Below are 25,335 nucleotides of genomic sequence, written 5' to 3' on the forward strand. Positions count from 1 at the left end.
ATGAATCAACCACTTTCTAACCGAATTTTAAACATGTCTACTTCTGCTACTTTGGCTATGGCGGCTAAAGCAAGAGAATTAAGAGGAGAAGGCAAAGATATTATTGGACTTAGTTTAGGCGAGCCCGACTTTAATACTCCAGATTTTATTAAAGACGCTGCCATACAAGCTATTAATGACAATTATAATTCTTATACACCAGTAGACGGTTACCAAGAGTTAAAAGAAGCTATAATTACTAAGTTTAAACGTGATAATAATCTTACTTACACATTACCACAAATAGTTGTTTCTACAGGAGCTAAACAATGCTTAGCCAATGTAGCTGCTGTAATGTTAAATGAAGGTGACGAAGTTATTTTACCTTGTCCTTATTGGGTAAGCTACTCTGACATTGTAAAGCTAAATGGAGGCATACCAGTAGAAGTACCAACAACTATTGATACAGATTTTAAAATGACTCCAGCTCAATTAGAAGCTGCTATCACACCAAAAACTAAAATGATTTGGTTTAGCTCTCCTTGCAACCCAAGTGGATCTATTTATAGCAAAGAAGAATTAGAAGGTTTAGCTGAAGTTTTAAAAAAACATCCTAATATTTATGTAGTTTCAGATGAGATTTATGAGCACATCAACTACACAAACTCTTCCCATGCAAGTATGGCTAGTGTAGACGGTATGTTTGAAAAAACAATAACAGTAAACGGCGTATCTAAAGCATTTGCTATGACCGGATGGCGTATTGGTTACATTGGCGCTCCAGATTGGATAGCTCGTGCATGTAATAAAATGCAAGGTCAAGTTACTAGTGGCGCTAATTGTATTGCACAGCGTGCTGTTATTACTGCATTAAATGCAGACCCAAGCGCTGTTAAATTTATGATAGACGAATTTAAGGTACGTCGCGACTTAGTTTTAGATTTACTTAGTGATATTGAAGGCTTTAACACTAATGTACCAGAAGGTGCTTTTTATGTTTTCCCTAATGTATCTTATTTTTTCGGAAAAACGTTAAAAGGAAAAACAATTAACAACGCTACGGATTTTTCTTTATTCTTATTAGAAGAAGCTCTAGTAGCAACAGTAACAGGTGATGCGTTTGGTAATCCTGACTGTATCCGTATTAGCTATGCTGCAAGTCAAGAACAAATTAAAGAAGCAATACAGAGAATTAAAGAAGCTGTTAGCTAAAAATGTTTTATAATATATAACCATAAAGACCTTAATTTTTTAAGGTCTTTTTTTTTACGAATAATAATAGAGAATTAAAATTAAAAGAAACATTATTAACAAAAGAGAAACAATTTGTTTTTTCCTTCTAATTCTGTGCTCTCTTCGCATTTTTTTTCTAATATTTTGACAATATTATGTGTTTAAAATTAAGTGATCAAACTTTTCTTTTTCCACTTTATTATGCTTACTTCTTTTATACACAAACTTCTCTCTCTTATTATTTTTTAATAAGTTTCTATTGTTTTTAATTACAGAAGAAGATGAACCACCAAACATAATAGTTGACATTTATAGTTAAACAAAACCTTTATATATAAGTAGCTATTTCGTCTAAAAAGTTACATATCAATCAATTATAAAAACAAAAACTTTTTTTTCAATATCAAATTAATTTCTTTTTTCTATCTTAGTATTCCATTGCTATTAAAAAGAAAAAATTCATGAAATATTTACTATGTAAATACATATTCCTATTTGCATTACTTTTCATTTACAGCCAATCCTTTTATGCTCAAAACGAGACTAATAACTGGTATTTTGGGGAATATTCTGGCTTAGACTTTAACTTTGCTCAAGTAAATATTCAATATGACAGTAGCATGTCTACTCCTGCAGGCTGTTCTAGTATATCTGATAGAGATGGAAATTTAATGTTTTACACTAATGGTCAAACAGTTTGGAATAAGAACCATGAAATAATGGATAATGGTGAAGGACTAAATGCTGAAATAGATAACAACCAATCCAGTATAATTATCCCAGATCCAAATAATGACAATATATACTTTATTCTTACTACAAAAATTAGCACAAGTGGCGGTGGGATATTTTTTTCTAAAGTAGTGTTTAGTAACCAAAATCCTTTAGGTGTTGTAACTGATAAAAATGTTACAATTACTACGTCTTCTACTGAACGAATCACTGCTGTTTACTCACCTGAGACTAATTCTGTTAAAGCTGTCGGAATAGGCAAAACAAACCCAAATAACGACAACTATAATGCTTTTTTTGTTATTACTGTCGGTGCTTACGGAGCATTTACTGACTCTTTAGCTTACCTATCCAATTACATAGTTTTAGACCAACCGTTTGAAAACACTTTAGGACCAATTAAATTTTCACCAAATGGAGAGTATATTGCTGTGGGAGATATCAGAACATCTACTTTCGTTAAACTATATAGTTTTAATATGGATAATGATGATATCAACCAATTAAGCTCTATAAATGCAGGCTATATTTTTACTCCTGTTAATGTTGAAGGTATTGAGTTTTCTGCAGACTCTAAAATATTATATTTTTCAGGTAATTTTAATGGGAATGGTTTTTTACACAAATACTTCATTGACGTAAACCAGCCATTTAACGATAAAGTTTTAATCGAATTTTCCAACAGAAGAAGTTTTGGTAACCTACAATTAGCAAGTAACTCTAAAATTTACATGACTAATTATTTAGCAGATAGACAACCTTATTCTCTTAAGCATCTTAGTGTAATAAATAACCCAGAAGATTTTGATAATATAGAATATAATCCTTCTCAAATAATATTTGAAGACTCAAGAACAACGCAAGGATTACCAAACTTTGTAACATCATATTTTAGAAATAGAATTATTGTAAAAAATGACTGTTTTTATACCACTCTTAACTTTTCCTTAGATGCTTATGCAACAATTACAAGTGCTACATGGGATTTTGGTGATGGCACAACAGGCACTGGCTTAAACCCATCACATCAATATCAAGAAGCAGGGACTTACATTGTTAAAGCAGTAATAACAGTTGGATCAAAAGTTATTGATTTATACAAAGAGGTTATAGCTTATCCTGTTATAAATCTTGAAGATTCCTACTCGATGTTACAATGTGATAACGACTTTGACGAAACATCTATATTTAATTTAAACGAAGTGCACTATGGTTTTGATATTGATGAATTAAACGAAGAAATAACTGATGGTTATCAACTAAATTTTTACACATCTATACAAGATGCTGAAAATGGCACAAATGAAATTGAAAATCCTGAATCTTTTGAAAACACAACTAACCCTCAAGAAATATTTGTTAAGATTACAACAGACAGAAACTGTGAGAACATACAAAGTTTCAATATAGAAACACAATTTCAACCACTTGTAACAATTTCACCTTATATAGTTTGTGAAGATTCTGACGATGTTACTAATAATAATTTAGGCTATTTTGATTTTAATGAAAAAATGGATGAAATAAATACTTTATTAAACGTTTCAGAAACAGATCAAATTAGTTTTTACGATTCATATAATAACGCATTAACAAATAATAATCCGTTAGAAAGTGAATACACATCCAGTAGTGGAGCTATTTGGATTATAGTTAGAGACGAAAACGGTAGTTGTGGTAGAATAGCTACTATGGATTTAATAGTTAATTCTTCAATAAACCTAGATATACAAGACTCCTATCTATTATGCTATTTACAAGACAATCCAATATTAGATGGAAACAGCTCTAATAACACATGGACATGGTCTGATAGTAGCGGAAACATATTATCTACACAAAGACTATTTCAAATACAATCCTCAGGCGATTATAATGTTACAGTTACCAAAACAGAAAATGGATTAACCTGTTCTTACTCTAAAGATTTTACTGTACAAGAGCCTGAAAATGTTACTTTTAAAAATATATCTATAGATGGCACAACACTTTATGTATCTGTTGATGGAAATAGTCTTTATGAATTTTCTTTAGACGACCAAACTTATTCTGGACAAGGAAACAATTATGTTTTTCAAAATGTAACACCTGGTGTTATTGATATTTATGTAAGAGATATTAATGATTGCGAAAGACCTATTAATACTCAGTTTTCATATATATTTTTCCCAAAATTCTTCACACCTAATAATGATAGAATTAACGATAAATGGATAGTTTATGGTATAAACGATAATCTATACAAAAAAGTAGAAATTACGATTTATGACAGGTACGGTAAAAGATTATATAATTATAGCCTAAAGACTATTAGACATGGTTGGGATGGCAAATACAATGGAACATTATTGCCTAATTCTGACTATTGGTATAAAGCAACATTAATTGACAAAAATGACCAAATAATTGAAAAATCTGGGCATTTTACCTTGAAAAGATAACTATCTATTTCTCCAAAAAAACGGTGTAAATAAAATTAGCACAGTAAATAATTCTAAACGACCAATTAACATTAAAAAGCTAGACCACCAAAGTCCAATTGGTGGCAAAGCAGCATAATTATTTACTGGTCCAAAAACACCTAATGCAGGACCAACATTTCCTAAACTAGAAGCTGCAATACCTATAGAAGACTCAAAATCAAATCCCATCATAGAAAAACCTAATGCACCTGTAATGAAAGAAATCATGTAAAGAATAAAAAATCCAAGGATGTTAAATACAATAATACCAGAGACCGATTTACGGTTATATCTAACAGGCAAAATCGCATTAGGATGAAGTGTTCTTTTAAATTCTAAGAAACCGTTTTTTATCATTACTAAATGGCGAACTACTTTAACACCTCCAGAAGTACTACCTGCAGATCCACCCAAGAACATTAAACCAAAAAACATAACTGTTAAAAATGGTGTCCATAAAGAATAATCTGCACTAATAAAACCTGTAGTAGTCACAACTGTTAACACCTGAAATAAAGCATGTCTAAAAGCACTTTCTCCTTCTCCTAATACTTGAGGATGAGATATACTTGACATTGAAATATCAGCTTTAAAATAAATTAAAAGAGAAGCAACTAATGTAAAAACTGCTATAAATTTAAAATACAGCTTAAACTCTTCATCTTTAATTATCTTTTGCACTTTTCCTTTAAATGCATAATAACTTAAAACAAAGTTAGTACCTGCTAAGAACATAAATAATATTATAATGTATTGAATTAAAGGATTATCATTCCAATAGGCAACACTTGCATTTTTAGTTGAAAAACCTCCTGTAGAAAGCGTACTCATTGAATGATTAATAGCATCAAAAAAGCTCATTCCTGCAACCTTAAGTAAAATCGTTTCAGCTGCTGTATATCCAAAATAAATTAGCCATAATCTTTTAGCTGTGTCTGTAATACGAGGATGTAATTTGTCTGCGCTTGGTCCTGGTGCTTCGGCAGCAAACAACTGCATTCCCCCAATTCCTAATAAAGGAAGAATTGCAACTGCTAAAACGATAATTCCCATACCACCTATCCAATGCGTTAGGCTTCTCCAAAACAAAACACCTTTTGGTACGACTTCTATATCATTTAAAATAGACGCTCCTGTTGTAGTAAAACCAGACATAGTTTCAAAAAAAGCGCTAGTAAAGTTAGGTATTGCTCCAGTTGCAACATAGGGTATTGCTCCAGAAAGAGACATTACAACCCAACCAAAAGCTACTACAATATAACCTTCACGTTTATTCATCTCTTTATTATGGTTACGATGATGTAACATCCCAAAGAGACCAAAAATTAAGGTTACAATTCCTGAAAGAAAAATTTGTAACGTTACTCCATCTTGATAAATCAAACTTACCAAAGAGGATAATAACATAAAACCACCATTAAAAACTAATAATAGCCCAAAAAAATAAAATATAATTTTATAGTTAAGATGAAGTCGCTTTCCCATGTAATTACAAGAATAATTTTTCTACTTCTTTAATAGATCTTGGCAGACAACAAACAACAATGTAATCTCCTTCTTTTACTTTAAATCCTCCTAAGGCTATTAACCCTTCTCCATTTCTAATAACACCACCAACAATTGCAGATCTAGGAAACTCTACATTTTTAATTAATTTATTACAAATTTTTGATGTTGGCTTGACTTTAAACTCTAACAACTCTGCATTCATGTTGTTTAGTTTTGTCATTGCTATTACTTCTCCTTTACGTATATATCTAAATATGTTGTTGGCTGCTAGAAGTTTTTTGTTAATAAGTGTATCTATTCCTATGGATTGAGATAATTCAAAATAATCCATGTTTTCTACTAAAGCAATTGTCTTTCTTACACCTTTAGACTTAGCTACTAAGCAAGACATAATATTGGTTTCAGAATTACCAGTTACCGATATAAATGCATCCATATCGTTAATATTTTCTTCTTCAAGCAACTCTACATTACGTCCGTCTCCATTTATCACTAATACTTTTGGTAGCTCATCTGCTAGGTCAAAAGCACTATCTTTATTGTTTTCTATAAGCTTAACATTAAACCCATTTGCAGATAAATCTCTACTGGTTTTAAATCCTATTTTACTACCGCCAAGAATCATTACATCTTTAATTGATGCATTAGTTTTACCTGTCATTTTACACAATTCTTGATCTCCACCTTCACTAGTAATAAATACTACGCTATCTCCTTCTCTAAACTCGGTATCGCCACGAGGAATAATTGTGTATTGCGTTCCAAAACGTTGTATTGCTATAGGTACAAAATGAATTTCTGAAAACAATTGACCAGCCTCTTTTACAGTTTTACCAACAAAATTAGCTGTTCTAGATAACGTTAAACTCACCATAGTTAATGCACCATCTTCAAACTCGTAACTATCTTTAAAAGCCGATTGATTTAAAAGTAATTCTATCTCTGATGCTGCTAAACTTTCTGGAGAAATTAGCTCGTCAATTCCAAATCTTGTAAAACCAACTTCATCTTTATGCTTAATAAACTCGGTATTAGAAATTCTTGCAATTGTTCTTTTTGTTCCTAATTGCTTAGCAAGGACACAAGCTGTAATATTTGTAGTTTCTGAAGCGGTTACACCTATAAATAAATCTGATGCTTCTACCCTAGATTCTTTTAAAATGGCAATAGATGTTGCATCACCTTTAATAACCTTAATATCAAGATGGTTATCTGCGTAAGTTAAGCTTTCTCTATCGGTATCAATTAAAGTAATTTCTTGAGACTCGTAAGACAGTAGTTTTGCTAAATGAAATCCAACTTCACCTGCTCCTGCAATAATTATTTTCATAGATTGTATAAAATATGGGGTACAAAGATAAATATTTTAAATATTTAAGCCTTAAATAATTATCCTTTTGAAGTTTTAAGAGAATATGTAAAGCGTTATCTTTGCCAAAAATTTAGTTTTGACAAAAGTAAATCCTTATAAAAATAGTGACTTAGGCAAGAAAGAACAAGTCACAAAAATGTTTGATACAATCTCTAAAGATTATGATGGTTTAAACCGTGTTATTTCTTTTGGAATTGATATTAAATGGCGAAAAAGAGTTGTTGAAATAGTAAAAAAACAACAACCTAAAACCATTTTAGATATCGCTACAGGCACAGGTGATTTAGCTATAAATTTAGCCGAAACTTCTGCAGAAGAAATTGTTGGATTAGACATTAGTCCAGGAATGTTAGAAGTAGGTAAAGAAAAAGTCAAAGCTAAACAGTTAGACAATCGTGTTAAAATGATTATTGGCGATTCTGAAAACATGCCATTTGAAGACAACACTTTTGATGCTATAACTGTTGCTTTTGGGGTAAGAAATTTTGAAACTTTAGAAAATGGTTTAAAGGACATCTTACGCGTATTAAAACCTGGTGGTACTTTTGTAATTTTAGAAACTTCTGTACCTACTAAATTTCCTTTTAAACAAGGGTATAAAGTTTATTCTAAATTTATCCTACCAAGCATTGGCAGACTATTTTCTAAAGACAAAACGGCTTACAAATATTTAAGCGAAAGTGCTTCTGTTTTTCCTTATGGTGAAGCTTTAAACAATATTTTACGTAATATTGGGTTTATTAATGTGGAAGATAAACCACAAACATTTGGTGTAGCAACAATCTATACAGCATCAAAACAATAATTTACATGAAATATATTTTTTCTTTACTTTTTGTTGTATCAAGCATAACAACGTCTAATGCCCAATTATTTTCAAAAGAAAAAGTACAAAACCTACAAAGTGTAGATAAATCTACTTTAAGTTGGGGCTATTATTTAGGTTTTAATAATTTAGACTTTAAATTTGATTATAACAACAATTTAGGCGACATACAAACTGAACGAAGTGTTGGTTTTAATGTAGGTTTAATTGGTAATTTACGAATTAATGATCATTTTGACTTGCGTTTAGAGCCTGGTTTAGTAATATCTCAACGTAACCTAAACTACCCTACTAATTACTTTGATAATTTTGAAGATGAAGTGTCTGATTCTGATTTACTACGAGAAGTAAAATCTACTTATGTATATTTCCCTTTACTTTTAAAAATTTCAACTAAAAGGATTAATAATATAAAACCTTTTATCCTAACTGGTATATCTACAGCTATTAACTTATCTAGCAACGAAAAAAATCCTGACGATAATTCTGCTGGAGAATTTAGAATGAAAAAAAACGCACAGTTTTATGAGCTAGGGTTTGGTATAGATTTTTACCTAGATCGTTTTAAGTTTACACCGTCAATACGTGGTGTCTTTGCTTTAAATGACGAACTAATCAGAGATAAAGATCCAAATAGTCCTTGGACAAGTAATATAAACAAAATGCAAACTCGCGGAGTTTTTATTAATTTTACAGTTCAATAAAAATTTAATTACTTCTTCTAAACTCACTTAACAAAATAGCTCCTGCTGTAGCTACATTTAAGCTTTCTGTTGCTTGCAAATCTCCAAATCTTGGTATGCTAATGCGCTGATTTACGTGTTTTTCAATAGATTGACTAATACCATTGGCTTCATTACCTAATACTAAAATACCTTCGGTTGGTAAATTAGATGCGTAAACATTTTCACCATCCATAAAAGCTCCAAAAACAGTCTGTTTAGTTTCTTCTAAATAATGATTTAAATCTATGTAAAACACATTAACCCGTGTTAAACTTCCCATGGTTGCTTGCACGACTTTTGGATTAAAACAATCTACAGTTTCTTTACTACATAATAATTGTTTTACACCAAACCAATCGCAAAGTCTAATTATAGTTCCTAAATTTCCTGGATCTCTTAAAGCATCTAAAGCTACTATCAACCCTTTACTTTCTATTAAGGATAGTTTAGGGATTTTAAAAACCGCCAAAGCAGTGTTTGGTGTTTTTAAAGCACTAATTTTTTTTAGTTCTGCTTCGGTTATTAGTGTTTCGTTTTCAACATTAAAAGTTTTGGTGGTAAATAAATCGACTAATTTAAATGTCGAATTTAAAAACTCATTAATCACTTTTACGCCTTCAGCAATAAATAAACCTTCTTGCTGTCTATATTTTTTTTGCTGTAAACGCGTTATATTTTTAATCTGATTTTTAGAAATCACTTTTATCTTAATTTTTTTATAAAGTAACAGAAAAAAAAGGAGTTTAGATATTTACACCTAAGCTTTATTCAATATTTAATGTATTTTTGAACTAACCTTAAATAAGAGGCACAACTTTTGATTAAAATTGCTTAGCTTTTTAAAACATCATTGAAAACATTTCAACCAAAAATAATCGTTTTTTTATTAATTGTTACGTTGTTTGACAGCTGTAATTCGGTTAAACGTGTCGGCGAAAATCAGCATCTTTTAACAGAAAACAATTTAATTATAAATGGAGAAAAAATAGCAAACGACACTATTTCTAACACTATTGTACAAAAACCAAACACTCGTATACCTTTAATAAAAACGCCTTTACGCCTATTTATTTATAATATAGCTAGACCTAATATAGATTCTATTTTAATGGAGAAGTATTACAACAATCCAGAAAAAATGGAACGCAAGTCAAAACTTCTTTCTAGAAAACAATTAGATAAACTTATAGAAAGCAAATCTAATTTTAATAAATGGATTAAAAATACAGGTGAAGCTCCAGTAGTAATCAATGAAGAGTTAACTAAAAAATCCACAAAAAATCTCGAAAACTATTATAAATCTAACGGTTGGTTTAATGTAAAAACCGATTATAAAATAAATAGAAAAGACAATAAAAGAGGAACGATTGACTATAAAATAGAAACAGGAAGTCCCTTTATTTTAGATACAGTATATGCAACAATCGCATCCCCATCAGTAAAAAAAATTTATGAAGAACATAAAAATGAAAGCTTTATAAAAGCAGGTAAACAATTTAAAGACAATTATCTTTATAGCGAAGAAGATCGTATTACCAATCTAATGCGCAACAATGGTGTTTATCATTTTTCTCAAGATTACGTACGCTATGTATCTGATACTTTAAGAGGCAACAGCACTATGACTTTAGAAACAGTTATAGATAACCGCTTAATAAGAGAAGAAGACGAATCTAGACGAGAACCCTTTAAAATTTATAGCATAAAAGATGTAAATATCTATACCAATAGCTCTTTTAAAAACAGAAATGCAACTTTAACAGACTCTGTAAATTATGACGGTTACAATATATATAGCGTTGGTAAATTAAGATACAAACCTAAAGCTATTACAAATGCTGTTTTTATTTCGCCAAACACCATTTTTAAAGACCAAGCAAGACCATTAACATCAAGATTAATAAGTAATCTACGTACATTTAAATACCCAAATATTGAATATGTAGAAAATCAAGACACTACGCTAACCGCAAATATTTATCTAACACCATTAAAAAAGTTTGAGTTAGGTATTAGTGCAGAAACGTTTCAAAGCAACATACAAACTGTAGGATTTTCTTTTAATCCAAGTTTATTAATTAGAAATGTGTTTAGAGGTGCAGAAACGTTAGAGCTTTCTGGATTTGCTTCTATTGGTGCTTCAAAAGATGCAAATAATGGTAATGATCAATTTTTTGATATTAATGAGCTTGGAGCCAATTTAAAACTAAGTTTTCCAAGGATTTTCTTTCCTATTAATACCGAAAAGATCATTCCTAAATCCATGTTTCCTAGTACAAAAATTTCTCTTTCGGCATCTAGCCAAACCAATATTGGTTTAGATAGACAAACCTTTACTGGCATATTTAACTACCAATGGTATCCTAGTAAAAAAGTTACAAATAGATTAGATTTTTTTAATATTCAATTTGTAAAAAACCTAAACACCGCAAACTACTTTAACGTATATCAAAACTCTTTTGATGCTTTAAATGAAATTGCTCAAAACAGTGGTTTTATAGCAACAAACCAAACCTTAGGCATACCCACACAAGCAGATAATTTTTTAAATGAAATTAGAAACGGAACATACAACAACACCTTATCTAATGACGATTTAACAGCTGCAAATGCAATTGCCGAAAGAAAAATAAGATTAACAGAAGACAACCTAATCTTCTCTACTAACTTTAACTACGTAAAAGATAGAAGAGATAATCTTTTAGATGAAGATTTTTCTATATTACGACTTAAACTAGAATTAGCAGGTAACTTCTTATCTACAGTATCTTCTTTAATTGGTGTAGAAAAAAATGAGAATGATAAATATGAGCTTTTTAATGTAGCTTTTTCTCAATACGTAAAAACCGAATTTGATTATATCAAGCATTGGCGTCTAGGGTACAAAAATGTTTTTGCAGTAAGAAGTTTTGTAGGTATTGCAATACCATACGGAAATTCGACCAACATACCATTCTCTAAAAGTTTCTTTGCAGGTGGCGCCAATGACAACAGAGCTTGGACAGCATATAACTTAGGACCAGGAAGTTTAAATACTACAAACGAGTTTAATGAAGCTAACTTTAAAATTGCTCTTAGCGCAGAACAACGTTTTAACCTATTTGGTGATTTAAACGGCGCTTTATTTGTAGATGCAGGAAACATTTGGAACGTTTTTGATGATATTGAAGACGACCGTGCAACGTTTTCTGGATTTGACTCTTTAAAAGACATAGCTGTTGGTTCTGGTTTTGGATTAAGGTACGATTTTGGCTTTTTTGTACTACGTGGTGACATCGGATTTAAAACCTATAATCCTGCTTATTCAGAAGGCAATAGATGGTTTAAGGATTATAACTTTTCTAACGCAGTCTATAATATTGGTATAAATTATCCATTCTAAACAGACTTAATTTTGCGATAACGTTTGCGTGGTTTTGTACCTAAAAACTTAAAAATAACATCTAATTTCCTTACTTTTACAAACATTACTAATTCAACAAATTAAATTAAAATGGCTCATAACATTAAACCTGGAGTTGCAACCGGAAAAGAAGTTCAAGAAATTTTTAAACTAGCTAAAGAAAAAGGCTTTGCATTACCTGCTGTTAACGTAATTGGATCTAATACAATTAACGGTGTTTTAGAAACTGCAGCAGAATTAAACGCTCCTGTTATTATACAATTCTCAAATGGTGGTGCTCAATTTAACGCTGGTAAAGGTTTAAGTAACGAAGATCAAAAAGCTGCTATAGCTGGTAGTATTGCAGGTGCAAAACATGTACACCAAATGGCAGACGCTTATGGTGTTCCTGTAATTTTACATACAGATCACTGCGCAAAAAAATTATTACCTTGGATTGACGGATTGTTAGACGCTAGTGAGCAACACTTTAAAGAAACAGGTAAACCGCTTTACAGCTCTCATATGATTGATTTAAGTGAAGAGCCTTTAGAAGAAAACATTGAAATCTGTAAAACTTATCTTGAGCGAATGAGCAAGATGGGAATGACTTTAGAAATAGAACTAGGTATTACAGGCGGTGAAGAAGATGGTGTAGACAATAGTGATGTAGACGAGTCTAAACTATACACACAACCAGAAGAAGTAGCTTACGCTTATGAAGAGTTAAGCAAAGTAAGTGATCAATTTACTATTGCTGCTGCATTTGGAAATGTTCATGGAGTTTATAAACCAGGAAATGTAAAGTTAACTCCAAAAATTCTTAAAAATTCTCAAGAATATATTTCAGAAAAATATAATGTACCACACAACCATATTGACTTTGTATTTCATGGTGGATCAGGTTCTACTTTAGAAGAAATTAGAGAAGCTATAGGTTACGGTGTTATAAAAATGAATATAGACACAGATATGCAATATGCATTTATGTCTGGTGTTAGGGATTATATGGGAGAAAAAGCAGATTATTTAAAATCTCAGATTGGTAGTCCTGATGGACCAGATTCTCCTAACAAAAAACACTATGACCCACGTGTTTGGCTACGTAAAGGGGAACAAACATTTGTAAGTCGTCTTAAACAAGCATTTGAAGATTTAAATAACGTAAATACACTTTAAACGTTAAATTTTAAAACAAATAAATCCTGCTTATATACTATAACCATTTAGTTAAGCAGGATTTTTTATATGTTTACAAGTCTAAAATTAACAGTTAAACATTTCAATTTTTTGAGATTAAATAATAAATACTGTAATTTTGTACGCTTGATTATTTAAAAACTAACTAATAGCAAAACCGGTTTTTCAAGCATAATTTTAAAACCGTAAATAAAAATCGTAAATCAATATGGCTTGGTTTAAAAGAAAAGAAAAAGGTATACAAACCTCTACAGAACAAAAAAAAGACACTCCTAAAGGCTTATGGTATAAGTCTCCAACTGGTAAAATAGTAGACTCTAAAGAATTAGAGAAAAATTTCTATGTAAGTCCAGAGGATGGATACCACGTAAGAATAGGAAGTAAAGAATATTTTGAAATTTTATTTGATGATAACAAGTTTAAAGAGCTAGATGCTAACCTAACATCTAAAGACCCTTTAAAATTTGAAGACACAAAAAAGTATCCAGATCGCTTAAAAGCTGCTGAAAAGAAAACAAATTTAAAAGACGCTGTACGTTGCGCTGTTGGTAAATCTAAAGGAAAAGATTTAGTAATTGCTTGTATGGATTTTGCTTTTATAGGAGGATCTATGGGTAGTGTTGTTGGAGAAAAAATTGCTCGTGCTGCAGATTATGCATTAAAGAAAAAACTTCCATTTATGATTATATCCAAATCTGGTGGTGCACGTATGATGGAAGCTGCTTTATCATTAATGCAATTAGCAAAAACATCTGCTAAATTAGGACAACTTGCAGATGCTGGTTTACCTTACATCTCTTTATGTACAGATCCAACAACTGGAGGTACTACTGCTTCTTTTGCGATGTTAGGAGATATAAACATTGCAGAACCAGGTGCTTTAATAGGATTTGCTGGACCACGTGTTGTACGTGATACTACAGGACAAGAGTTACCAGAAGGCTTCCAAACCTCAGAGTTTTTATTAGAGCATGGTTTCTTAGATTTTATTACACATCGTAAAGATTTAAAAAACAAAGTTAATAAGTACATAGACTTAATAACTAATCAGCCGTTAAGAGCTTAAAATATAAAAAAAAGACCTTTTTACAAAGGTCTTTTTTTTTATAAATCATATATTTAATTTCATCCTTTTCTAAAGAAAATTTTAAAAGTAGTTCCTTTATCTACCTGGCTTTCAACTTCAATTTTTCCTCCCATAGACTCTACGTGATTCTTTGTTATAAATAAACCAACACCAGTTGCATCCTTGTTATAATGAAACGTTTTATAAAGTTTAAATAAACTATCTCCAAACTTATCCAAGTCTATACCTAAGCCATTATCTTTAATTTTTAAAATATTAAATTGTCCTTTTATTTCATTTTCAATAGTCACTTCTAATGGTCTTTCATTAGATCTATACTTAATAGCATTTGTCAAAAAATTAAGAATAACACTATCTAAATATGCGGGTATAGCTTTTATTTCACAATTAGCTTCAACTTTGTTTACTATTTTACAATCTATATTTTTAGCTAAAGCACTTACGTTGTAAATAGTTTTGCTAACGTATTCGCATAAATTAAGATTATCTAACTTATTTTCTTTAATTGTTTTAATTTTAGAAATTTCTGTTAAATGAAGTACGGTATCATTTAAATTAGTAACAGAATCTTTAAGCATTTTAAAATCTTCTCTAGGCTTTATTTCAGGAATATCCTCTTCAATAAAATCTACAAGTGTAGATAAATTAAATACGTGAGTTTTTAAATTGTGGGTAATAATCTCTGTAAAATCAGATAAACGCTCATTTTGAATCTTTACGATATCTAGCATTGATTTTAATTTATTCTCATTTTTTATCATTTGACTTATATCTGATATTTGAGAAATAAAATATTGAGGTTTACCTAGATTATCTCTAACTAAAGACACACTTAGCCTAGCCCAAATTACACGACCATCTTTATGAAAATATCTTTTTTTCATAGAATAGCTAGGTATAGTCCCTGAGAGCAAAGATTTCATCTTAGATAAATCTATATCAAGATCATCTTTATGGGTAATTTCTTTAAAAGTCATACTATGAAGCTCTTCTTTAGTATAACCTAAAGTATTTAGCACACTAGCATTAACTTTTACCCATTCTCCCCTTAAACTAACAATAGCAATCCCTTCTTTAGCTTGGTTAAAGATATTTTCAAAAAGATCGTTTTTGATCTTTTCGATTTCGAAGTTCATAATACATTGATTTATAGCGCCATAAAATTACATCATTAAGAGTTAAGTATCAAAAAAACTCGATATAAACTCAAAAAAAATTAAAAAAATATCTAATTAGATGTTTTATACATTTAAATATATAGTTTTAATAAAAATACTTATATTTGCCGCTCGAAAGATAACCTTTCGTGTACATAACAATCATTTACAATAATATTAGCATGTATTTATCAAAAGAAAAAAAAGAAGAAATCTTCGCAAAACACGGTAAAGGAGCAAACGACACTGGTTCTGCAGAAGGACAAATTGCATTATTCACTTACAGAATTAACCACTTAACAGAACACTTAAAAAAGAATCGTAAAGATTTTAACTCAGAGCGTTCTCTTGTAAAAATGGTAGGTAAGCGTCGTGCGCTTTTAGACTATTTAACTAAAAAAGATATCATGAGATATCGTGCAATAGTGAAAGAATTAGGATTAAGAAAATAATTAAAAAGAGGCTTCGCGCCTCTTTTTTTCATTATATAACTCGCTTTCGAACGAGTATAACTATCGGAATTGAAGAAGCTAATTATAGTTTTTCATTGGTCACACAACAACTACACAACAACACAACGACCATTGTTTAATTAGAATTAAAAAATTTATGATTCCAAAAACTTACAAAGAGGTCATTGACCTTGGGGACGGTAGAGAAATATCTATCGAAACCGGAAAACTTGCAAAACAGGCTCATGGTTCTGTTGTTGTGCAATCAGGAAAATGTATGTTATTATGTACAGTTGTTTCCAACTATAAAGCTGCAGACGTAGACTTCTTACCGTTAACAGTAGATTATAGAGAAAAATTTGCTGCTGCTGGTCGTTACCCTGGTGGTTTCTTTAAAAGAGAAGCAAGACCAAGCGACGGAGAAGTATTAACTATGCGTCTTGTAGACCGTGTTTTACGTCCATTATTCCCAAAAGATTACCACAGCGAAACTCAGGTAATGATTCAATTAATGTCGCATGATCCAGAAGTTATGCCAGACGCTATGGCTGGTTTAGCTGCATCTGCTGCTATACAATTATCAGACATTCCTTTTGAAACTCCAATCTCAGAAGTAAGAGTTGGACGTATTAATGGAGAATTTATCATCAACCCAACATTAGCACAATTAGCAGAATCTGATATCGACATGATGATTGGTGCATCTGCTGATTCTGTAATGATGGTAGAAGGTGAAATGGATGAGATTTCTGAAGAAGAAATGACAGAAGCTATCAAAGCTGCTCACGAAGCTATTAAAATACAGTGTGAAGCTCAAACAAAATTAGCTGAAGCTTTTGGTAAAAAAGAAACCAGAGAATACGAACCAGAAAGAGCAGACGAAGATTTAGCTAAAAAGATCCACGATATGGCATACGATAAAGTATACGCTGTAGCAAAAGCAGGATCTTCTAAGCACGAACGTGGTGCTGCATTTGCCGAAATTAAAGAAGAAATAATCGCTTCATTCTCTGAAGAAGAAGTTGAAGATTTCGGTGATTTAATCTCTAAATACTACAGCAAAGCAGAAAAAGCTGCTGTACGTGACTTAACTTTAAACGAAGGATTACGTTTAGATGGTCGTAAAACAACAGAGATTAGACCAATTTGGTGTGAGGTAGATTACTTACCATCAACACATGGTTCTTCTATCTTTACTCGTGGAGAAACGCAAGCATTAGCAACCGTTACTTTAGGAACAAGTAGAGAAGCTAATCAAATAGACATGCCATCTTTTGAAGGTGAAGAGCGTTTCTATTTACACTATAACTTCCCTCCATTTTCAACAGGTGAAGCAAGACCAATTAGAGGTACTTCTAGACGTGAAGTTGGACATGGTAACTTAGCGCAACGTGCTTTAAAAGGTATGGTACCAGAAGATTGTCCATATACAGTACGTGTAGTATCAGAAGTATTAGAATCTAACGGTTCTTCTTCTATGGCAACAGTTTGTGCGGGTACTATGGCACTTATGGATGCTGGTGTAAAATTAAAGAAACCTGTTTCTGGTATTGCAATGGGATTAATTACAGATACAGAATCTGGTAAATACGCTGTATTATCTGATATTTTAGGTGATGAAGATCACTTAGGAGATATGGACTTTAAGGTAACTGGTACTGCAGATGGTATTACAGCTTGCCAAATGGATATAAAGGTTAAAGGATTATCATATGAGATTTTAGTAAATGCACTAAAACAAGCTCGTGATGGTCGTTTACACATCTTAAGCAAATTAACAGATACTATTGCAGAACCTAATGCAGATGTTAAAGGTCATGCACCAAAAATGGTAACAAGACGTATTCCTAATGAATTTATCGGAGCACTTATTGGACCTGGCGGAAAGAACATTCAAGAGTTACAAAAAGAAACAGAAACTACTATTGTTATAAATGAAGATCCTGTTACTGAAGAAGGTATTGTTGAAATCTTAGGAGTTGGTTCTGAAGGAATCGATGCTGTATTAGCTCGTATTGATGCGATGTTATTTAAACCAGAAGTTGGCAGCATTTACGAAGTAAAAGTAATTAAAATGTTAGATTTTGGAGCTGTTGTAGAGTATACAGAAGCACCAGGAAACGAAGTTTTATTACACGTAAGTGAATTAGCTTGGGAACGTACAGAAAATGTATCTGATGTTGTAAACATGGGAGACGTTTTTGATGTAAAATACTTTGGTGTTGATCCAAGAACAAGAAAAGAAAAAGTATCTCGTAAAGCTATTTTACCAAAACCAGAAGGTTGGCAAGACAGACCTAAACGTGATAATAATAAAGGTGGAAATCGTGAACGCAACAACAAACGTGACGACAGAAAACCTAGAAATGACAAAAAAGACTAATTCTTTTTTAAAAACTAAAAAATTAAACCTCGTAATTCTTTACGAGGTTTTTTTATAAAGTTTTCTTAAAAATTAATTTAACAAAGTCTGCACTTTAGATTAAGGCGTAAATATGATAAACAATCATTTATTTATGCACAACTCAACACTTAACCAAAACAAATTTTTCAAATCAATTAAAAAACTTTTATCTACTTCAAAAACCAAAACTGAAAACACTCAAAATAGAGCGATATTAATAAGTTCGTTTATATTTATTGCTTTTGGATTGTACTTACTTTCTATTTTTTATGCAGACTTAGAGACATTCAATAATAATAGAAAAGAATCTTTATTGGGTCTATGCTTTCTCATAATAGCTACTTCATTATTTATATACAAAGCGTTTTTTTTCATATATACCACTTATAACTATTTTAAATATAAACCTATAGCATCTGTTAAAGATCAAAGTTTACCAACATGCACAGTAATCATTCCTGCATATAACGAAGGTAAACAAGTATATGATACATTAATAAGCATTTCAAAAAGTGATTATCCAAAAAACAAACTACAATTAATAGCTATAGATGATGGTAGCTTAGACTATACTTGGTCATGGATTAAGAAAGCTAAAGAAGAGCTTAAAGATGAATTAGAAATTTTTAAGCAACCAAAAAACCAAGGAAAAAGGCATGCTCTATATCGTGGTTTCAATTTAGGTAAAGGAGACGTTTTTGTAACAATTGATAGCGACTCTATTGTAACTAAAGATACATTGCGCAACCTTGTTAGTCCATTTTCTAAAGATGAAAATTGTGCTGCTGTAGCAGGAAATATCAGAGTACTAAACAATAAAAAACGAATTATACCTAAAATGCTAGATGTTAGTTTTGTAATGAGTTTTGAGTTTGTAAGATCTGCAGAAAGCAACTTAAACACCGTATTATGTACACCTGGTGCGCTAGCAGCATACAAAAAAGATGCAGTATTAGCGTGCTTAGAACAGTGGATTAACCAAAAATTTATGGGAAAACCATCTGATATTGGTGAAGATAGAGCTTTAACAAACATGATATTAAAACAAGGAAAAAATGTTCTATTTCAACGTAATGCTATTGCCTATACTAATGTTCCAGAAGAATATCCTGGACTATATAAAATGTTCATAAGATGGTCTAGAAGTAATGTAAGAGAAAATCTAGAAATGTCTAAATACGTATTTACTAATTTTAGAAAAAACAATAAACTAGGAGCAAGACTATTATTTATCAGTCAATTTTCTAATTTACTTCTAAGTTATCCATTTGTCTTATTCATGCTATTTTTTGTAATGATTCATCCTTTATTATTTTTAGGTACTACTCTATTTAGTATTTTAATAATTTCATCATTCTCATTACTGTTCTTTTTTACTAGATATAAATCATTACAAGGGTTTTGGGCATTTACATATAGCATTATGTACACATTTGCATTGTTCTGGATAACTCCTTATGCAATAGCAACAGCTAGAAAACCTGGTTGGTTAACACGCTAGTTAATATTAAAGTAATTAATTGGCACAGACTATAATTTAAACTGACAAAACCTCATTTTTACGACACTATGTCAGTTTTTAATTTTATTAATTTTTCAAAATACACTAAGGATTTTACTCGATAATTGAGAAACCTTCAATATTTACTTAGATAATTTTCACATATAACAATTTTTAAAATTAATTCTTTTTTTCGGGTGTTCCGTACAGTCCTTGTGCAATAATAAGTGTATAATATTTAAAACCAACACTTTAAAAAACATGAAAGTATTAGTTATTGGAGCAGGAAATATGGGATTAACATACTCTGAAGGTATGGCTAGCTCACCACTTTTAGGTAAGCATAATCTTAAAATATTTGATACTGATCCAAAAAAGATCGAAACTTTAAGTAAAGAACCTCATTTTGATGTTTATGATAATTTAGACGATTGTTTACCAAAAGCAGATATCGTTTTTGTAGCTGTAAAGCCATATCATAGCGAGGATTTATTTAAAGAAATGAAGCCAAAAATTAACAACCAACAAATTATTGTGTCATTAATGGCTGGCGTAACAATAGATACAATTAAAGAACAACTAGGCGCCATTAAAGTTGTAAGAGCAATGCCTAACCTTCCAGCAAAAGTTGGTAAAGGTGTAACGTCTTACACAGAATCTGATGCTGTTAGTAAAGTAGAGTTAATCATGGTTAGAAACCTACTAGACACTACAGGTACTTCTATTCATGTTAATACAGAAAAATTTATCGATGCCTCTACAGGAATTTCTGGTAGTGGACCAGCCTATGTATTCTACTTTATGCAATCTATGTTAGAAGCTGCATTAAAAATGGGCTTCTCAGATTACGATTCTAAGATTTTAGTAAGCAATACTTTTGAAGGAGCAATAGAGCTTTTTAATCAGTCAGATTTATCTCCAAAATCTTGGATAAATAGAGTTGCTTCTAAAGGAGGTACAACTCAAGCTGCAATAGATAGTATGGAAGATAATAATGTAAAACAGTTAATACAAGATGCTGCATATGCTGCATTTGATAGAGCTGTAGAATTAGGTAAAGACAAATAAAATGGACGACGATATTAAAAAAATTGTAGTAAAAGTAGGAACCAATGTTCTTACAAATAAAGATAACCGAATTTTAGGACCTGTTTTAAGAGAATTAGTACGACAAATTTCTGTTTTAAATGAAAGAAATATTGACGTTGTATTAGTTTCATCTGGTTCTGCAATTGCAGGAAAAGAAGTCTTAGGCGAAATCAAAGCAACAGATAAAGCTATAAGACGTCAAATTTATTCTTCTGTAGGACAACCTCGTTTAATGCGTCATTACTATAGTATTTTTCATGATTATGGGATGCGATGCGCCCAAGTTTTAGCAACCAAAAGAGATTTTGATGCTGGTAAGCATCGTGAGAACATGATAAACTGTTATCAAGGTTTATTGGCAGAAGGTGTAACTCCTATTGCTAATGAGGATGACGCCGTTTCTTTAAGTATGTCTATGTTTTCTGACAATGATGAGTTAGCAAGTTTAGTTGCAGAATTAATAGACGCAGATAGGTTAATAATTTTATCTGACACAGACGGATTATATACCGGTCATCCAGATGATGAAAATTCAGAAAAAATTACAGAAGTCACCGTTGATCAAAATGTAGAAAAATATGTAAAAGCTTCTGGTAAAAAAGAAGGCGAAGGACGTGGTGGTATGGCTTCAAAATTAAAAATAGCCAAGGGAACCGCTAAAAAAGACATTCCGACTTACATCGCCAATGGTAAAAGAGAAAATGTAATTGTAGACATTGTAGACGATAAAGAAATAGGAACAAAATTTATTCACTAAAAAAAATTGAAAATGAAATTATTAGATAAAAACATAAAAAATAAAGTTCTAGATTCAATGATAACTATTATTGATAAAGAACGACATCAAATTATAGCCGAAAATAAAAAAGATTTAGACGCTTTTGATAAAGAAGACCAAGCATTATACGACCGTTTAGTTGTTGATAACGCAAAGGTTGACGGTATGATAAAAGCCATACAAGAAGTTAGAGATCAAGAAGATCCTGTTGGACAGACTATTTCTGATTTAACTTTAGATAGCGGACTTAAAGTCACCAACAAAACAGCACCGTTTGGCACTATTCTTATCATTTATGAGTCTAGACCAGATGTAACTATAGAAGCTGCTGTTTTAGCCTTTAAAGCCAATAATAAAATCTTATTAAAAGGTGGTAAAGAAGCTGTAAACAGTAATATTATTTTAGAAAAATGCTGGCATCAAGCTTTAGAAGAGAATGGATTATCAAAAGACTGGATTAAATTATTACATTTAAAAAGAGAAGAAACTCAAGATTTCTTAAAAAACCCATCAGAAAAAATAGATTTAATCGTACCGCGTGGTGGAGAACGCTTAATTAAATTTGTTAAAGACAATGCTACTTGCGCCGTATTAATTAGCGGAAGAGGTAACAACTTTTTATACGTTGCAGAAGATGCAGATTGGTTAAAAGCCGTAAAAGTAATCGTTAATGCCAAAACCGATAAAATTTCAGGATGTAACGCACTTGATAAAGTATTAATCGATAAGAATATTCCTGAATACGAAAAGAAAATTCAAGAGTTAGAAACCATGTTACACAAACTTGGTGTGGATATTTTAGTAGATGAAAATGTAAGTGAAATTCTTCCAAATGAAACCCAAGTGAAAGATAACAACATTTGGTACGAAGAGTTTTTAGCTATGAAAATTATGCTAGCAGAAGTTAATAATGAAGATAACGCTATCGACATGATAAATAAATATTCTGGAGGTCACTCGGCAGCAATAATAACAGAAGATAAAGAATTAGCTAAAAAATTCATGCAGCAAGTAGATAGTGCAGCTGTATACCATAATGCCTCTACACGATTTACAGATGGTGGGCAAATGGGTGTTGGTGCAGAGCTTGCTATTAGTACAGATAAGTTACACCATCGTGGTCCATTAGGATTAAAGCAATTAGTTACAAATAAATACTACGTCTTTGGTGACGGACACATAAGAACAAGTTAATTTTAAAAAAAATTAAACTTTTTTGTAACAAAAAGTAATTGTCTTACGTATAACTATTGATAGCAAATTATTCACATTAAATAAATCACTCTATTTTTAGATGAGACAACTTAAAATTACGAAGCAGGTTACTAACAGAGAAACTGCTTCTTTAGACAAGTATCTTCAAGAAATTGGTAAGGTAGACCTTATTACTGCAGATGAAGAGGTAGAGTTAGCACAACGTATTAAAGCAGGAGACCAAGTAGCATTAGAAAAATTAACTAAAGCTAACTTACGTTTTGTTGTATCGGTTGCTAAACAATATCAAAACCAAGGTTTAACATTACCAGATTTAATTAACGAAGGTAACTTAGGTCTTATCAAAGCTGCTCAACGTTTTGACGAAACTCGTGGTTTTAAATTTATATCTTATGCTGTATGGTGGATTAGACAATCTATTTTACAAGCGTTAGCAGAGCAATCTAGAATTGTACGTTTACCTTTAAACAAAATTGGTTCTATTAACAAGATTAATAAAACTTTTGCATTTTTAGAGCAAGCACACGAGCGTCCACCAAGTGCAGAAGAAATTGCAAAAGAGTTAGACATGACTATTAACGATGTTAAAGAGTCTATGAAAAACTCTGGTCGTCACGTAAGTATGGATGCACCTTTAGTAGAAGGTGAAGATTCTAACCTATATGATGTATTAAACTCTGGCGAATCACCAAACCCAGATAGAGAATTATTACACGAATCTTTACGTACAGAAATTGAACGCGCTTTAGAAACGTTAACACCTCGTGAAGCAGATGTAATAAGACTTTACTTTGGTTTAGGTAACCAACATCCAATGACATTAGAAGAAATTGGAGAAACTTTTGACCTTACCAGAGAACGTGTAAGACAAATAAAAGAAAAAGCTATACGTAGATTAAAACATACGTCTAGAAGTAAAATATTAAAAACTTACTTAGGATAATAAGTACGTTTTTTACCCTAACAAACAGTTAATCATAACTGTTCGTTTTTTGATTGATGAAAGAACCCGAAGCTGATTACTTCGGGTTCATTTTTTATACCTATTTTTGCCAAAACAACAACACAATAAAATAAAAAAATGTCTTCAAAACTAATTGCGCCATCATTGCTAGCAGCAGATTTTGGCAACTTACAACGTGATATAGAAATGGTTAATTCTAGTGAAGCCGATTGGTTTCATATAGATATAATGGATGGTGTTTTTGTTCCAAACATTTCTTACGGAATGCCTGTTTTAAAAGCCATATCTAAACACGCTAAAAAAACTATTGATGTACACTTAATGATTGTAGATCCTGATAGATATATTAAAACATTTTCAGATTTAGGAAGTGATATATTAACGGTACATTATGAAGCTTGTACACATTTACACAGAACAGTTCAAGCTATTAAAGCAGAAGGTATGAAAGCTGGTGTAGCTCTAAATCCTCATACCAACATAAATGTTTTAGAAGATATTATTAACGATATTGATTTAGTGTTAATCATGAGTGTTAATCCTGGTTTTGGAGGACAAAGCTTTATAGAAAACACTTACAACAAAGTAAAACAACTAAAACAGCTTATAAAAGATAAAAACGCTAACGTTATGATTGAAATTGACGGTGGTGTAACTAATAAAAACGCAAAGCAATTAGTAGATGCTGGTGCAGATGCATTGGTAGCTGGTAGTTATGTCTTTAAAAGTGACAACCAAATAGAAACAATTAAAGATTTAAAAGCTTTAGCTAACTCATAAAAACAGATAAAGGCTACCAATAGGTAGCCTTTATCATTTTTAACCCTTAAACAAATTTTAGTACTGATTAATTAGATATTTAATCAAATCAGTTGTGGTTACTATGCCAACTAAAATTTCGTTATCTACTACTGGTAAGGCATGAAATTCTTTTTTTGCTAAAATTTCTGCAACCTCTTTTATGGTTGTATCACTAGAAACTGTAATCAATTTCTTAGCCATTACCTGTTCTATTGTAAACATATTATATACTACAGTATCTACGTCTTCTGCATAATCATCTATTGCGTCTGCAAAACTAATACGTAATAAATCGGTATAGCTTAACATACCAACAATCTCTTTTCCTGATACTACTGGAATATGTCTAATATTGTTTTTTTTAAATAAGCTTTCTGCTTTTTCTAAGTCATCATTAGTTTTTAACGAGATGACATTTTTTGTCATTATTTCTGAAATTGGTGTTCTTTTTTTCATCATTTAAGGCT

Annotated in this window: 20 protein-coding genes; 15 read left to right on the plus strand and 5 right to left on the minus strand. The window is 31.2% G+C overall.

Annotated elements, in window-relative coordinates; genetic code table 11:
- Together FHS04_RS07050 and FHS04_RS07055 are read left to right on the plus strand one after the other, a co-directional pair.
- Complete coding sequence (locus FHS04_RS07050; protein ID WP_106680049.1) at nt 1–1,191, plus strand: pyridoxal phosphate-dependent aminotransferase; 1,191 nt, start codon at nt 1–3, stop codon at nt 1,189–1,191.
- A 482-nt stretch (nt 1,192–1,673) separates the two neighbouring features.
- Nucleotides 1,674–4,385 (plus strand): T9SS type B sorting domain-containing protein, encoded by a 2,712-nt coding sequence (locus FHS04_RS07055; RefSeq protein WP_106680047.1) that lies wholly within the window; start codon nt 1,674–1,676, stop codon nt 4,383–4,385.
- Here FHS04_RS07055 and FHS04_RS07060 read toward each other — a convergent pair whose 3' ends face one another.
- Entirely contained in the window at nt 4,386–5,891 is a 1,506-nt protein-coding gene (locus FHS04_RS07060; RefSeq protein ID WP_106680045.1) for a TrkH family potassium uptake protein, read from the minus strand. It abuts the gene before it with no gap.
- 4 nt (nt 5,892–5,895) lie between these two features.
- The gene (gene trkA, locus FHS04_RS07065) at nt 5,896–7,245 is read right to left on the minus strand and encodes a Trk system potassium transporter TrkA (protein WP_027881048.1); all 1,350 of its coding nucleotides are present in this window, start codon (nt 7,243–7,245) and stop codon (nt 5,896–5,898) included.
- A 118-nt stretch (nt 7,246–7,363) separates the two neighbouring features.
- Between trkA and ubiE the strand changes: the two genes are divergently transcribed.
- Complete coding sequence (ubiE, locus tag FHS04_RS07070) at nt 7,364–8,092, plus strand: bifunctional demethylmenaquinone methyltransferase/2-methoxy-6-polyprenyl-1,4-benzoquinol methylase UbiE (protein WP_106680044.1); 729 nt, start codon at nt 7,364–7,366, stop codon at nt 8,090–8,092.
- Nucleotides 8,093–8,097: 5 nt separating this feature from the next.
- A complete protein-coding gene (gene porT, locus FHS04_RS07075) occupies nt 8,098–8,817 on the plus strand; it encodes a type IX secretion/gliding motility protein PorT/SprT (RefSeq protein WP_106680042.1) in 720 nt (239 codons plus the stop codon).
- A gap of 4 nt (nt 8,818–8,821) precedes the next feature.
- Here the strand turns inward: porT and FHS04_RS07080 are convergent, their stop codons facing one another.
- Entirely contained in the window at nt 8,822–9,538 is a 717-nt protein-coding gene (locus FHS04_RS07080; RefSeq protein ID WP_106680040.1) for a TrmH family RNA methyltransferase, read from the minus strand.
- A gap of 150 nt (nt 9,539–9,688) precedes the next feature.
- On the opposite strand from FHS04_RS07080, the gene tamL reads away from it, so the two are divergent.
- The 3 genes from tamL to accD all read left to right on the plus strand — a co-directional run bounded on the left by tamL (nt 9,689) and on the right by accD (nt 14,486).
- Nucleotides 9,689–12,220, plus strand: a complete 2,532-nt coding sequence (tamL, locus tag FHS04_RS07085; RefSeq protein WP_106680038.1) for a translocation and assembly module lipoprotein TamL — start codon at nt 9,689–9,691, stop codon at nt 12,218–12,220.
- Between the two features lie 111 nt (nt 12,221–12,331).
- Nucleotides 12,332–13,399, plus strand: coding sequence for a class II fructose-bisphosphate aldolase (gene fbaA / locus FHS04_RS07090; RefSeq protein WP_027881043.1), 1,068 nt, complete (start codon nt 12,332–12,334; stop codon nt 13,397–13,399).
- A gap of 229 nt (nt 13,400–13,628) precedes the next feature.
- Complete coding sequence (gene accD / locus FHS04_RS07095; RefSeq protein WP_027881042.1) at nt 13,629–14,486, plus strand: acetyl-CoA carboxylase, carboxyltransferase subunit beta; 858 nt, start codon at nt 13,629–13,631, stop codon at nt 14,484–14,486.
- Between the two features lie 59 nt (nt 14,487–14,545).
- On the opposite strand, the gene FHS04_RS07100 is transcribed toward accD, so the two are convergent.
- Nucleotides 14,546–15,643, minus strand: coding sequence for a sensor histidine kinase (locus FHS04_RS07100; protein ID WP_106680036.1), 1,098 nt, complete (start codon nt 15,641–15,643; stop codon nt 14,546–14,548).
- A gap of 203 nt (nt 15,644–15,846) precedes the next feature.
- Between FHS04_RS07100 and rpsO the strand changes: the two genes are divergently transcribed.
- The 8 genes from rpsO (at nt 15,847) to rpe (ending at nt 24,847) form a co-directional block, all read left to right on the plus strand.
- A complete protein-coding gene (rpsO, locus tag FHS04_RS07105) occupies nt 15,847–16,116 on the plus strand; it encodes a 30S ribosomal protein S15 (RefSeq protein WP_027881040.1) in 270 nt (89 codons plus the stop codon).
- Nucleotides 16,117–16,273: 157 nt separating this feature from the next.
- Nucleotides 16,274–18,499, plus strand: coding sequence for a polyribonucleotide nucleotidyltransferase (locus FHS04_RS07110; protein ID WP_106680034.1), 2,226 nt, complete (start codon nt 16,274–16,276; stop codon nt 18,497–18,499).
- A gap of 112 nt (nt 18,500–18,611) precedes the next feature.
- Nucleotides 18,612–20,021 carry a glycosyltransferase gene (locus FHS04_RS07115; RefSeq protein ID WP_244906294.1) on the plus strand — a complete coding sequence of 470 codons (1,410 nt, stop codon included), beginning with the start codon at nt 18,612–18,614 and terminating at the stop codon, nt 20,019–20,021.
- Between the two features lie 234 nt (nt 20,022–20,255).
- The gene (proC, locus tag FHS04_RS07120; protein ID WP_262497782.1) at nt 20,256–21,089 is read left to right on the plus strand and encodes a pyrroline-5-carboxylate reductase; all 834 of its coding nucleotides are present in this window, start codon (nt 20,256–20,258) and stop codon (nt 21,087–21,089) included.
- A 1-nt stretch (nt 21,090) separates the two neighbouring features.
- Entirely contained in the window at nt 21,091–21,867 is a 777-nt protein-coding gene (gene proB / locus FHS04_RS07125; RefSeq protein ID WP_106680030.1) for a glutamate 5-kinase, read from the plus strand.
- A gap of 12 nt (nt 21,868–21,879) precedes the next feature.
- A complete protein-coding gene (locus FHS04_RS07130; RefSeq protein ID WP_106680028.1) occupies nt 21,880–23,082 on the plus strand; it encodes a glutamate-5-semialdehyde dehydrogenase in 1,203 nt (400 codons plus the stop codon).
- A 100-nt stretch (nt 23,083–23,182) separates the two neighbouring features.
- Entirely contained in the window at nt 23,183–24,046 is an 864-nt protein-coding gene (locus FHS04_RS07135; RefSeq protein ID WP_013869172.1) for a sigma-70 family RNA polymerase sigma factor, read from the plus strand.
- Nucleotides 24,047–24,184: 138 nt separating this feature from the next.
- Nucleotides 24,185–24,847: a ribulose-phosphate 3-epimerase gene (rpe, locus tag FHS04_RS07140; protein ID WP_027881034.1), complete on the plus strand. Its 663-nt coding sequence runs from the start codon at nt 24,185–24,187 to the stop codon at nt 24,845–24,847.
- Nucleotides 24,848–24,904: 57 nt separating this feature from the next.
- On the opposite strand, the gene FHS04_RS07145 is transcribed toward rpe, so the two are convergent.
- The gene (locus FHS04_RS07145; RefSeq protein WP_027881033.1) at nt 24,905–25,324 is read right to left on the minus strand and encodes a CBS domain-containing protein; all 420 of its coding nucleotides are present in this window, start codon (nt 25,322–25,324) and stop codon (nt 24,905–24,907) included.
- Between the last annotated feature and the right edge of the window lie 11 nt (nt 25,325–25,335).

It is taken from the genome of Mesoflavibacter zeaxanthinifaciens subsp. sabulilitoris (genome assembly GCF_014191595.1).
Classification (GTDB): domain Bacteria; phylum Bacteroidota; class Bacteroidia; order Flavobacteriales; family Flavobacteriaceae; genus Mesoflavibacter; species Mesoflavibacter zeaxanthinifaciens.